At 57.4% G+C, this 13,288-nt stretch carries 10 protein-coding genes; 2 read left to right on the top strand and 8 right to left on the bottom strand.

Annotated elements, in window-relative coordinates; translation table 11 throughout:
- Positions 1-101 precede the first annotated feature (101 nt).
- Positions 102-3,722, top strand: a complete 3,621-nt coding sequence (locus ABIE63_RS06100; RefSeq protein ID WP_354503574.1) for a hydantoinase B/oxoprolinase family protein — start codon at positions 102-104, stop codon at positions 3,720-3,722.
- An 82-nt stretch (positions 3,723-3,804) separates the two neighbouring features.
- On the opposite strand, the gene ABIE63_RS06095 is transcribed toward ABIE63_RS06100, so the two are convergent.
- Both ABIE63_RS06095 and ABIE63_RS06090 read right to left on the bottom strand, forming a co-directional pair.
- The gene (locus ABIE63_RS06095) at positions 3,805-4,293 is read right to left on the bottom strand and encodes a GNAT family N-acetyltransferase (RefSeq protein ID WP_354503573.1); all 489 of its coding nucleotides are present in this window, start codon (positions 4,291-4,293) and stop codon (positions 3,805-3,807) included.
- A 138-nt stretch (positions 4,294-4,431) separates the two neighbouring features.
- A complete protein-coding gene (locus ABIE63_RS06090; RefSeq protein ID WP_354503572.1) occupies positions 4,432-5,688 on the bottom strand; it encodes a D-amino acid dehydrogenase in 1,257 nt (418 codons plus the stop codon).
- Positions 5,689-5,868: 180 nt separating this feature from the next.
- On the opposite strand from ABIE63_RS06090, the gene ABIE63_RS06085 reads away from it, so the two are divergent.
- Complete coding sequence (locus ABIE63_RS06085; protein WP_354503570.1) at positions 5,869-6,696, top strand: CmcJ/NvfI family oxidoreductase; 828 nt, start codon at positions 5,869-5,871, stop codon at positions 6,694-6,696.
- Between the two features lie 5 nt (positions 6,697-6,701).
- Here the strand turns inward: ABIE63_RS06085 and ABIE63_RS06080 are convergent, their stop codons facing one another.
- The 6 genes from ABIE63_RS06080 to ABIE63_RS06055 form a co-directional block, all read right to left on the bottom strand.
- Positions 6,702-7,592, bottom strand: coding sequence for a phytanoyl-CoA dioxygenase family protein (locus ABIE63_RS06080; protein ID WP_354503568.1), 891 nt, complete (start codon positions 7,590-7,592; stop codon positions 6,702-6,704).
- 16 nt (positions 7,593-7,608) lie between these two features.
- Positions 7,609-8,424: a phytanoyl-CoA dioxygenase family protein gene (locus tag ABIE63_RS06075; protein ID WP_183415060.1), complete on the bottom strand. Its 816-nt coding sequence runs from the start codon at positions 8,422-8,424 to the stop codon at positions 7,609-7,611.
- Between the two features lie 132 nt (positions 8,425-8,556).
- Positions 8,557-9,207 carry a GntR family transcriptional regulator gene (locus ABIE63_RS06070; RefSeq protein ID WP_354503567.1) on the bottom strand — a complete coding sequence of 217 codons (651 nt, stop codon included), beginning with the start codon at positions 9,205-9,207 and terminating at the stop codon, positions 8,557-8,559.
- 218 nt (positions 9,208-9,425) lie between these two features.
- Entirely contained in the window at positions 9,426-10,304 is an 879-nt protein-coding gene (locus ABIE63_RS06065) for an EamA family transporter (protein WP_354503566.1), read from the bottom strand.
- A gap of 95 nt (positions 10,305-10,399) precedes the next feature.
- The gene (locus tag ABIE63_RS06060) at positions 10,400-11,437 is read right to left on the bottom strand and encodes an agmatine deiminase family protein (protein WP_354503565.1); all 1,038 of its coding nucleotides are present in this window, start codon (positions 11,435-11,437) and stop codon (positions 10,400-10,402) included.
- A 225-nt stretch (positions 11,438-11,662) separates the two neighbouring features.
- Positions 11,663-12,790, bottom strand: coding sequence for a histidinol-phosphate transaminase (locus tag ABIE63_RS06055; protein WP_183415057.1), 1,128 nt, complete (start codon positions 12,788-12,790; stop codon positions 11,663-11,665).
- Positions 12,791-13,288: the final 498 nt, after the last annotated feature.

Genomic DNA, 13,288 nt, shown 5'->3' with positions numbered 1-13,288 from the left:
CATGCCTAAGAGGTTTGGAATCTCATTGCCATTAATATAATACTTCGTGTATATAATTCGTCAATGCGGCAGGCGGTACACAACGTGACAGGAGATTAATAATGAGCACCAGCGGTCAATGGCAGTTTTGGGTCGACCGTGGCGGCACCTTCACCGACATAGTCGCCAAGCACCCGGACGGATCGTTGACCAGCCAAAAGTTCCTGTCCACAAACCCGGAGCGCTACGAAGACGCTGCCGTATTTGGTGTTCGCAGTATTCTTGGAATTGCACCGGGCGAACCCATTCCCGCCGGCACGATTCGTGCCGTCAAGATGGGTACGACCGTGGCTACCAATGCCCTTTTGGAACGCAAAGGTGAACGCACGCTGTTAGCCATTACGCAGGGATTCAAAGATCTGCAGCGGATCGGTTATCAGAACCGCCCGAAGATCTTCGACCTCAACATCCAGCTGCCCGAACTGCTCTATGAACGCGCGATCGAGGTGCCGGAGCGCCTCGCTGCCGACGGGTCTGTATTACGCCCTCTCGAAGCGGAGGCTGTTGCCGCGGATCTGCAGTCTGCCTATGACGATGGTATTCGCGCCGTCGCAATCGCTTTGCTGCACAGCTATCGCAATCCTGTCCACGAAACCCAGGTGGCGGAAATCGCTGCACGGATCGGCTTCACGCAGATAACCGTCAGTGCCGAAGCAAGTCCGCTGATGAAACTGGTTGGACGCGCGGATACTGCTGTCGCAGATGCCTATCTCAGCCCAATACTGCGGCGCTATGTTGCGCTTGTCAGTGACGCTCTCGACGCAAAAAGCGGCGGCTGCGAGCAGCTGTTGTTCATGCAGTCCAATGGTGGGCTTAGCGACGCCGCTTTCTTCCAAGGCAAGGATGCGATCCTGTCGGGTCCGGCAGGCGGCGTGGTCGGTATGGTCGAAACCGCCCGCAAGGCAGGCTTTGAGAAGATAATCGGTTTTGATATGGGCGGGACCTCGACCGACGTTTGCCATTTCGGCGGCACATTCGAGCGCAGCTTCGAAACAGAAATCGCAGGCGTACGGCTGCGAGCGCCAATGATGGACATCCATACCGTCGCTTCGGGTGGCGGCTCGATCCTACAGTTCCGAGATGGACGCTTTCAGGTTGGCCCGGGGAGTGCCGGTGCGGACCCAGGCCCGGCTTGCTATCGACGCGGCGGCCCCCTAACGGTGACCGATTGCAACGTCATGTTGGGGAAACTGCAGCCCGCGCATTTTCCTCCCGTGTTCGGACCGAACGGCGACCAACCCCTGGACGCCGATGTCGTGCGCCGTAAATTCGAGGTGCTGGCAAAGGAGATTGCCGCCGAGACGGGCGAGGCCCTCAGAAGCCCCTATGAACTCGCCGAAGGATTTCTGCGCATCGCGGTCGAGAACATGGCCAATGCCATTAAGAAGATCTCGGTCCAGCGTGGCCACGACGTCACGCGTTACACCCTGAACAGCTTTGGCGGCGCTGGCGGACAGCACGCCTGTTTGGTTGCCGAATCACTCGGCATGCGCAGTGTGTTTCTCAGCCCCTTTGCAGGGGTGCTTTCAGCATTGGGCATGGGCCTTGCGGAAATCCGCACCATCCGACAGCACCAGTTCCAGCGGCCCTTGGAGGATCTGGACCAAGCAAGCACAATCATCGAAGGCTTGATCGAAGACGCCCGCGCTGAAGTGCGTGCACAGGGTGTTGATGACGCGGCGATGAAGGTCCTACGACACGCACATCTGCGCTACTCTGGCTCACACCGCACCTTGAGCGTGAACCTTGATACGCGGGAGGCCATGCGCGCAGCATTTGAGATATCTCACCGTGCACAGTTCGGCTTCTCAAGCGAAAACCAGGACTTAATCATCGACAAGCTGGATGTTGAAGTCGTCGGCTCTACGGATCGCGTTCAGATTCCGCTCCTAGATAGTGCCACCACTGACCCAACGCCCGCAGATCAGGTAACAATGACTGTTGCCGGCAAGCCGACCACTGTTCCGGTATTCCATCGAGAGGATCTTCTGGCAGGGCAAAAAGTCTCCGGCCCGGCGGTGATTTCTGAAAGCATCGCCACGACGATTGTCGAGGCGGGCTGGGATGGCGCATGCGATGCAACCGGCAATCTCATACTAACCCGTCGAACACTGTCTGAAGCCACTGAATCCATTAGTACCGCGGCGGACCCTGTCATGTTGGAGGTTTTCTCCAATCTCTTTATGTCGATCGCCGATCAGATGGGCGCGACCCTGGCGAACACCGCTTATTCGGTGAACATCAAGGAGCGGTTTGATTTCTCTTGTGCGCTCTTCGACGCCGACGGCGGGCTCGTCGCCAACGCCCCACACGTGCCGGTTCATCTGGGATCTATGGGTGAATCCGTCCGTACGGTCTTGCGCGAGAATGCGGGGCAGATGAGGCCCGGCGACGTGTTTATGCTGAACGACCCTTTTAATGGCGGCACACATTTGCCGGACGTGACTGTCATCACGCCGGTGTTTGATGAAGCGGGCGAAAGAATCCTTTTCTATGTTGGTTCGCGTGGCCATCACGCCGACATCGGCGGCAGCACACCAGGCTCTGCGCCTCCAGACAGCACCCACATCGATGAAGAGGGCGTGCTGATTCAGAATTTCAAACTCGTCGACCAGGGACGCTTGCGCAGCGAGGAAACCAGAGCGCTGCTTAGTTCGGGGCGCTATCCCTGTCGCAACGTGAGTGACAACATGGCCGATCTAGCCGCTCAAATAGCGGCCAATGAAACCGGCGTGCGCGAAATCAGGAAGATGATCGCCCAGTTCGGGTTGGACGTCGTGCTGGCCTACATGAGCCACGTCCAGGAGAATGCGGAGATTTCCGTAAAGCGCGTTATCAGCGCTTTGAAGGACGGCAACTTCACGTATCCCATGGACAGCGGCGCGGAGATAAAGGTCGATATAAAGGTTGATCGCCAGAACCGGACCGCCGTCATCGACTTCACCGGCACCTCGGAACAGGACAGCGGAAACTACAATGCCCCGCTTTCGGTTTGCCACGCCGTAGTCTTGTACGTGTTCCGTACGCTTGTGGGCACGGACATTCCTCTGAATGAGGGGTGTTTCCGCCCCCTGACCGTCATTGTCCCTGAAGGCTCAATGATAAACCCAAAATACCCAGCCGCCGTGATCGCAGGCAATACCGAGGTCAGCCAGGCCGTCGCCAATGCGCTTTACAGTGCCCTGGGGGTTCTGGCTGCGTCACAAGGTACGATGAACAACTTCGTTTGGGGTAACGCGAAGCTACAAAATTATGAAACGATCTGTGGCGGTACCGGCGCGGGTCCGGGGTTTAACGGCACGGATGCTGTTCACTCCCATATGACCAACACCCGCATGACCGACCCGGAAGTCCTGGAATGGCGTTTCCCGGTTCGCCTGGAAGAGTTTTCCATTCGGCGCGGATCCGGTGGCGCAGGGCAATACCGCGGCGGCGACGGAGTCAGACGTCGTTTGACCTTCCTGGAGCCGATGACGGCAACGACCCTCACATCCCATCGGATCGTTCCTCCACATGGCCTAAAAGGCGGCAAGCCGGGCGCCTGCGGACGCAACAGTGTAATCCGGGCAGACGGCACAGTCGAAGCGTTCGGCGGCAATGAGAATATCGATGTAAAGGCAGGTGACAGTGTGCTGATTGAAACGCCCGGTGGCGGTGGGTTCGGCCCGCCAAACGACGGCTGATCGGAGTCTTGTGCTGTCCAGGTCCGGAGCCTGCTCCGGACTTCCCCGAGGTTCCGACAGCCGTCCAGAATCAAGGAAGCGGTTAGCGAATATCCAACTGATACTTCCTAAAGGGCTCACCGTTGTACGCGGTTTCACCGACAAATCGCGCGCCGAGGCGGTCCAGCGCTCTCAGGTGCTTGCGTGACGGCGGCAGGAGGAAAGTCATAGAGGGTACTCGCGCGTCGGTTCGCGCAAATGCGATCGCCATCTTCATGATGCGCAGCCCTAACCCGAAGAACTCGGGCTTCAGCACCAGCCCGAAATCCCACTCCTCGCCCTCTTTCTGAAAGCCTCCCCAACCGGCATAGCGGCCGTTGGCGCATATGGCCCAATGACCCAGACCGTCACGATGCCAATAGGCTTCCTTGGCGGCGACAAAGCTGGAGACGGTGTCGCTGTCCCATTTGGCCGAACCGAGAAGCGGCAGGTGCTCCGCAATACGCGGATCTGACATGTGGGCTAGAATTTCACGGGGTGAGACGTCCGGCAAACGCCCGAATGTAATCCTTGGGTGGGTTGCGTTTTCCATGTCATCGGCTACCGAGGTATTCCTTCAAACTGCTATCGCCAACCTAAGAGCTCCAGAATCGCGCGAAAGCACTCGGCGCCGGGCCCACTTCATGGAGCTTGTTGCTCATCTTGCACTCCCGTTCTCAGAAACAGCCGGTCACTGGCCATAGCGTTCCGCCGTCAGGCCCTCGAAAGATATCTCCGGCGTCTTACCGAGCACGGCATCGGCAACGGCGCGGCCGGACCCACAAGACATGGTGAAGCCCAGCGTTCCGTGCCCGCTGTTGAGAAATAGATTCTCGTAGCGCGTCGGCCCGATCACCGGCGTTCCGTCCGGTGTCATGGGCCTGAGGCCGGTCCAACCTTCCGCCTGCCGAAGATCGCCACCGTCGGGAAACAAGTCGTTGACGACATGGCGCACGGTGTCCGTCGCTCGGCGTCCAAGCTTCTTGTTGTAACCGATGATCTCGGCCTGCCCGGCAACCCGAATGCGATCGCCCAAGCGCGTGATACCAACCTTGTGGGTCTCGTCCATGATCGTCGATTGCGGCGCGGCGTCGGGATTGGTTATCGGCAAGGTAATCGAATAGCCTTTGATCGGGTAAATCGGCAAACGAATCCCCACGGTATTCAACAAAGTTGGCGTGTAGGGCCCCAAGGCACAGACATAGCGGTCAGCCCGCTCGGCCCCGCGATCAGTTATCACGGCATCAATCCGACCCTGTTCCACGGCGAACCGATGGATCGTCACGCCGTAGCGAAACTCCACGCCCATCTCGGCCGCCTTTTCGGCGAGCGCAAGGGTGAAGAGACGGCAATCTCCGGTGCGGTCAGCCGTCAGGCGCAGCCCGCCGACAAACTTCTCTGCAACCCGCGCCAACCCCGGCTCGACGGCGATGCATCCCTCGCGGTCGAGCACCTCGAATGGCGAACCAAACTCGGAAAGCACCTCCTGATCGGCCTTCGAAGCCTCTACCTGTTTCTTTAGGCGAAAAAGCTGGAGAGTTCCCTTTTCCCGCTGATCGAAGTTCAGCTGAACTTCCGACATTAAGTCCGTCAGAACATCGCGGCTGTAGTTGGAAATCCGCACCATGCGGCTCTTGTTGGTCTTGTATGACGCGGCGTTGCAGTTGAGCAGCATGCGCGCGCCCCAAGCCCACATGGTAGGGCTGAGCAATGGCCAGATGAAAAGAGGTCTGTGCCGCATAAAAAGCCACTTCAGCGCTTTCAGGGGAACACCCGGCGCTGCCCAAGGGGATGTCATCCCATAAGACAACTCGCCCGCGTTTGCATAGCTGGTTTCCATTCCCGGCGCCGCCTGGCGATCGAGAACCAGCACTTCGGCCCCCTGCTTTGCCAGATAGTAGGCCGTGGTAACGCCCACGACACCGGCACCCAATACGATGACCTTCACGACGACTCTCCACTGCAAGCGTGATACGGCTGAAACAACCGCGTTAAGGTTACGATGAATAAGAGTACACAATTGGTCTCCGGGGCAACCATGCCCCAGGCTGATGCGGTGAGCCAGTCATAAGGTGAGGAAAAATCGAGTGGCCAAAGGTGCTTGCCGATACCTGGGGAGCACACCTATATGCTTCATATGACAACAACCGACAGCTATTCAGCGACCCTAAAGTTTCTGGCGCCCAGCAGCCGAGCACCGGTTTACCGTGCCTCCCAAGGAGGGGCGGAGGCCCGGCTCGATCTGGAGGGCGAATACGCGGAACATCCTGTGACCATTGCCAACGGGCGCTTGGGCGATAGTCCAACGTTGGAGCGAGAAGGTTTCAGTCTTGTCAGGCATGCAAGCGCCGTTACCGACTTCTATGACGACCTAGTGGTTGAACGCATATATGCGAAAGAGGTCGAAGCGCTGGTGAAGAAGGCAACCGGCGCACAGCGGACCGTTTGCTTCGATCACACCCGCCGCGCCGCTACAGCGCAGACCCGGGGCGCACGCGGTGCGCGCGAACCTTCGGCCGTCGTGCACAACGACTATACCGAAAAGTCGGGACCTCAACGGGTCCGCGATATCATGAAGGGCGAAGTGGATGAATTGCTCTCCCGCCGTTTTGCGATCGTCAATGTGTGGCGGCCCATCAGCCACCCGGCCGTCACGTCCATGCTGGCTCTCTGCGCCGCTGATTCCGCCAAGCCCGGGGATCTGATCCCAACGCCACGTATCGCTAAGGACAGGATCGGCGAGTTGATGCTCGCTCACTACGACTCGCAGCAACGCTGGGTCACCTTCCCGGCCATGGATCTGGATGAAGCGCTGCTTTTGAAAACCTACGACAGTGCAACGGACGGTCGGGCACGGTTCGCCATTCACACGGCGTTCGATAACCCTCATGCGCCGGCGGACGCCAAGCCGCGCGAGAGCATAGAGAGCAGAATCTTCGCCTTCTTCAGCGACTAGCCCCATCAGCTCGCTTTGGCAGCGCCTTCTTGGTGGCTAAAGATTGACCCGTAGCCCCGGCTGAAATCCGGGGGAAGCTCGATCACTCCCGCCTCCACCCGGGCATGTGTTGCAGCTTCGCCCCGCACCATGTCATTGCGGTGGATGCTGTCGATCACCGGGGCAGTATAGGCAAAAGCATCCGCGGCAGCATACTGGACGATCAACGTAGTCCGAATCTCATCTGATAGGTTCGCCTCGGACCCATGAACTACCAGCCCATGATGAGCCAGGACGTCACCGGGGTCAGCCTCATCGAACTCGGCCAGAGCCACTGTTTCCTCCGTCATACAGGCATTGCAATTCAATGCATATTTACCTTCCGACCAATGGCTTAGAGCACCTTGCTTGTGGCTGCCGGGGATCGTCTTGAGGCAACCATTACCGGCCCGGGATGGATTCAACGGTACGCTCAAGGCAACCAGGTTCGTGTTCGTATGGGGGAAAACCGGCCAATCCTGATGCCAGCCGATTTCAGCGCCGCCTCGAGGCAACTTGAAATTGATCTTCGAGTGATAGAATTTGACGGCGCCACCAACCAGATCGGCGGCGATGTCACCCAACGGTGACACGAAGGCCGTTTCCCAAAAGACGATGTCAAGTTCCGTTGGGCTTGAAATCCTGCGAAGCTGCGGCGCGCTCTGGCTGTGGCCGGGCGCAATATCGTAATAGCGGGTCTTCTCCGCCACCGACGCACTTTCATCCCAAAGGCGTTGGGTCGCTTCCCGGAGACGGCCCACCAGGTCCTGATCCAAGATGTTTCGGATCGTGATGAACCCACGGTCACGGTAGGCGGCCAGTTGGCTTTCTGAAAGAACCGGAGAATGCTCCCTGGCGGTGACCTTCTGCTGATCCATTCCAGTCTCCTTCACCTTAGTCAACCAGGGCAGGCGTTTTGCCCAGTATATCGTCCTCACCCAGTTGGAGTGCGTTCCAGTTGGTGGAGCGAACATAGTCGGGCCGGGGGGAATCCACATTAATCGGGCGATTAGCGACTTTGTTGTACACGTAATAGATCTGCCACCGATCATGCCGCGACATATTATGGCCGGAACCATGGAGTATGGTCGGATGGAAGAATACGACAGTGCCGGGTTTGCCGACAATCGCGACAGGATCGGCATTCTTTTCCATGATCTCGATCAATCGCTCTTTCGGTAAGACCCAAAGCTTGTAGGAGGTCGTCTTGTCATCCAGCTCAGCATCCAACAGTCCCAGACGATGTGAGCCGGGGATGAAGTAGAGACAGCCATTTGCCTCCGTCGCCTCGTCCAGCATGACCATCCCGGTGGTCAGTTCGGGCGCAGGCGTTCCATCGTGCGCCCAGGTTCCATAATCCTGATGCCACTGCCAAATGGAGCCGTCTATCGCCGCCTTCCGATTACACTTGGTGTGGTAGATGTATAGCTCCGGGTCTGCCAGCAACTGCTGAGCCGTTCCCAACATCCGCGGGCTGCGGGCAGCGGCAAAAAAAGGAGGTGATGCGGTCGGTCCGTCCGCCTCATGCACGCGGTAGAGGGTCTTTGCCGATCCGCTGCTGCGTTCACGGACAACATGATCGGTGTCGATTTTTTCCAACCGCTGCAGCTCATTCTTCATCGCCGCGACTTCGTCGGCGGCGAACAGCTCCGGATAGACGAGAAATCCGTTGCGGCGATAATTGCTGAGGTCTTCGGCGGACAAATGCATGGCTTCCTCCAATTATTATATTGGCATACTACTGGCATGCCAGCCGAAGAGTCAATGTATCAACTGCCGATTCCTTTGGGATTCAACTGAACTCACAGACCTGGAGATGTCGGATGAATCAGCCCAGGATTCTCAATCCGAGATCAGAGTTTCTTTCGCGATCCTTACCATCTGATCGATCAAAGTCTCCGCCCCTTTCGCGGCGGCTTCCTGATCACCGCCCACGATGGACCTCAGTACTTCAATGTGAAGGGCCGCAGTCTCACGCGTATCGAAAAACCCCGGATGATAGAAAAACCAGAACCGCCGGGCGATGGGTTGAAGCGAAGCTACAGTCTCCCTGGCGATCGCATTCCGGGCAGCTAACGCCGTCAAGTCGTTGAATTCCCGATCCAGTCGGAGGAAAGCTTCAACATCATCCGCCGCCGCGACCTGCGCCATCCGGTCGGCCAAACTGGAAAAGGCCGCACGTTCCTTGGATGTCGCGCGCCGCGCCGCATTGCGCATCGTCAAACGATCCAGCTCGCGGCGCACTTCCAGGACCTCGAGTTGCTGCTGCAGGTCGATCCTGCTGACGATAACGCCCCGCCGCGGTAGAATCTGAACGAGGTGTTCTCGCGCCAGACGCTGCAGAGCTTCACGAATAGGCGTCGTACCTATTCCGATCAGACGGCTCAGGCTTGCTTCCGACACGACACTGCCCGGTTCGATTTCCAGCGTGACGATCTTTTCCTCCAGCAAGCGGTAGGCATGTTCCATCAAGGTCGGTGTTTCTTGATTCATCGGCGGTACTTTCGGGGCTTTGGCTGGTTTTCATACCGGACGGGCTTGCGACGATACTAGGCAATCAGCCAACCGATATGCCAGTCCTATGCTAACAACCAGGTTCAATGAACTACATGACGGTCGACAAAGCGAGGCCGGGCAAGCGTGTTTTCTTCGCCCATGCCTATCGGTTGGCCCCCGAAGATTCGCGCCTGCGGCTCATTGCTCCCCAGCCACTACTCCTGCAACGCCGGATCAGGCTTCAAGCGCGTTCTGCGTTCGACAAGAACAATGCCGACGCCGCCAATCACCAGAACTCCGCCAATGACGATATGCAACGTTAACGTCTCACCCAGAAACAGGATGCCACCTAGCACCGACATCACGGGCGTCAACAAGATGAAGGGCCCCACCTTGCTCGCTTCGTAACGGCCCAACACGTGATACCAGCAGCTATAACCGATCGCGGTCATGACCGCCCCAAGGTAGAAGACCGCGACCCAGACCTCCAGGCCCGCAGATCGAACGTAGGTCAGGTGGTCCGCCTCAACAATCAGCGAGGCAATGAACAACTGCGGCGCTGCCATGGCCGAAACCCAGGCAATCGCCGTAAAACCGCCAAGGGCGCCCAGGCGCCGCATCATTGCTTGTCCCAACGCCCACATGAACGCACCGGCCAGGACCAGACCTATGCCAACCGCCTTACCTTCCAACCGGGGCTCGCCGGCGATCAAGTAAATGCCGCCAAACGCGACGGCCATTCCAAGGATTTTGCGTAGACCCAGCTTCTCGCCGAGCCATAGTGCCGCAATCAGCGATAGGAATGGTACCTCGGCCTGCACAATGAGTGCTGTTGTCCCTGCATCCAACAGCCGCAGTCCATTGAAAGTCAGCCCGTACTGTAGGGTAGATCCGATGAGCGCAACCAGAAACAGAGAACGCAGAGCAGCCCGTGGAATTGGAACGAACCAAACCAGCAACATGGCCGTCACCCCAAAACGCATGGCCATCAAAAGAATCGGTGGAAACTGGTCGACCGCGGGCTTGGCAACGACAAACCCCATGCCCCATAGAATCGGCACCATCAAAGCAAGAAACACATCAATCTTTTTCATTAAGTATCCTCACAGGAACGCGGCTATACGCGCCCTGTCCTAAATAGGCCCCGGGTCAGGCAAAATATTGGTTGGGCATTCGACGTTTCGGTCAGTTAATTCCGCCGTGGCTGTTGTTGCGTAATGCAATGGATGCCACCCCCGCCGAATGCAATATCGTCGACAACGAGAGGCACGATCTTTCGCTCAGGAAACACCTCGCTGAAAAGTCGATACGTAGCGCGGTCCTCCTCCACACCGTAGCAAGGCATGATCAAGGCTCCGTTGGCCATATAGAAATTGACGTAGGAGCGGCAAAAGCGCATCGAGGTCGAATCCGCGCCGACGGCGCTTTTGACTTCCATGACTTGGAGTGGCCTTCCCTTCGCGTCCGTCTGCCCACGCAAAGCCTCCAGGTTCTCCGCAAAAGCTTGATATTCCGGCTGGGATTTATCATCGGTCGTTTGAACCAGAACCAGCCCGGGCCGAGCAAAAACTGCCACCCCGTCGACATGGCCATCCGTTTCCGTGTCGAAGGAATTGCCGGGGAGCCAAATCACCTTGCGCACGCCCAGGCAGCGTTTCAACTCATCCTCTATCTCAGCAAGACCCCAATCAGGATTTCGATTGCTGTTGGGAAAGCAGGACAAGGTGGTGATCAGCGTTCCTTCTCCGTCGACAGTTACGCCGCCGCCTTCGGCGACCAATCTCGAGCCGATTCTTTCGGCACCCGCCGCCGCCAGTATGCGGGCGGCGACCGCCGCGTCGTTCGCGTACCCCTGATACTTGCCACCCCACGCATTGAAGCAGAAATCGACACCTGCCAGGTCACCCTTGCCATCCAGCAAAAAACAGGGGCCTGCGTCACGACACCATGAGTCGTCGATAGGCGCCTCAAGTACATCGATCGCCGGCCCCAGCAGCGCACGGGCCGCCATCGCATCTGCCGGGGACACAACCATTGTCACCGGTTCGAACAGCCGAATTGTCCGGGCCGCCGCCGCAAAGGCGCGCCTCGTCGCAGCAATATCGCTCCAGATCTCGGCGCGCGTCGGCCACATCATCCAGCAGCGTTCGTGCGGTTCCCATTCCGCAGGCATCCGGTAGGCATCGGCCGGAATAGAATCCGATTCACTTTGGTGTCGTGGCGCCATGATCACTTTGCGACGGTTGGGAGTATCAAACGCGTATGGGAACTCTGGTATTTGGCACTACCATCACGTCGCATACAACCCCGTCACTGGACCGAACGCCGATGACGGGAGATCAGAGGCCGACGGTGTGTGCAAAAAAGGGGCGGCATGGTTTCCCGATGCCGCCCGACCTCCCGGCAAGGAGGAATCGTCCCGCTGACGCGGCTTAAAGAGCCAGAGCCAGCATTACTCAGCTGCTTGCGACGCCTCGATATCGCCCAAGGCCCACACCAACCGGTCCATGTGTTGCTTGAGGTTCACGTCGATACGCATGTAGCGCTCGCCGCCCTTCATGATATCCAAGCCATCCTTCGCAATAATACCGCGCTTTAACAGCTCATTGAAAAGATGGGTGGAGGTAATTGCCGGGTCGAGAATCTCCAGCATGAAGAAATTGCTACGCGACCCAGGCACCATGCGAAAACGGTTCAGGCCACTCAACTTCTTGGTAACATAGTCGCGCATCTCAACAATGGTCTTAACCGTCTTCTCGACATGTTCGTCGTCGAATACCGCAGCCGATCCGCCAGCGACCTGTACCTGTCCCATGTTCCAGGTCGGCTTGATGTTCCAAAGCGGAAGGATCAAGTCGCGGTTCGCGGACGCACCAAAACCAACGCGCAAACCGGCAAGCCCGTATGCCTTCGACAGAGTCCGCAGCACGATCAAATTGGGATAATCCGGAAGGAGGTGCATCCCACCCTCGGTCTCGGTGTAATGAATGTAGGCTTCGTCCAGGACCACCAGCGTCTCCTTGCTGGCCGCCTCGCAAATCCGGCGAATGTCGCTCTCTTCGATGAAGCGACCGCTGGGATTGTGCGGATTGGTAACGAACGCAATCCGTGGCTTCTGTTTCAGAGCCTCGATATAGCGATCAACCATCGGCTCAAAGTCTTCCCCCATCGGCACGAACACCGGCCGACGGCCTTCGCAGTTCGAGTAAATGTGATAAATTGGAAAGCAGGGTTCATGCATCAGAATGGCTTCGCCAGGAGCTGCGAATGCTCTGATTACCATGGCGATCACTTCCGTTTCGCCAGAACCGCAAACCACGCAATCCGGATCAAGGTTGTAACGCTTCGCGATAGCCTCGCGCAGTGCCTTGGCGGTCCAATCCGGATAGAGGTCGATCCGACCCTCGGCGGCCTTCACAGCCTCCAGCGCCTTGGGCGAGGGTCCGTAGGGATTCTCCGCGGAGCCGAGTTTGGCTATCTGGTCCATGGGAATATTATACTTTTCAGCAACGTATTCCCTGGACAACCCGGGAACGTAGGCCTTGCCCTCGACGAGAGCAGGGACACTAACTCGCACCATTTTTCAGCTCCTCAATTAAACGAATATCGCAGTTACCGAACACCAACTGATCAGATATTAACCTAGTGCAAAAATAATCTCAATCACAAAAATACTATTACATTGTTAAAATACGTGGCATTGCGCCACCGGTCTGCTGTGGTCTTGATTAATCAGTTTACGGGTTCGCCTCGTTCCGGATGCTGCGCTGTGTGGATGCAAAAACACCCAGAATCTGCCACTAATTAACCTTTCAGTTCTGAGATGCTTTGCCCTCATCCGCTTTTTTACTAGCTGGGTAGCCGATCTTTTCGGTTTCTCAAACATAGTACACTTTTCCTTTGCATCTTAGAAAAATATAGTACAATATAAACCATGCTTATCACAGAATGCTTCTGCTCAAAAATTCAACGAGCAGAGATCACCAACAATCTCAAACAGGCGCCGGTGTCACACGTTGAACTTTGGGGTGCCGCCTGTAACATGGCATCCCGATAGCCATGACTGTACTTGTCGAGG

This window comes from Limibacillus sp. MBR-115, assembly GCF_040549425.1.
Classification (GTDB): Bacteria; Pseudomonadota; Alphaproteobacteria; order Kiloniellales; family CECT-8803; genus Limibacillus; species Limibacillus halophilus.
This window is presented reverse-complemented; position numbering and strand designations above follow the sequence as displayed.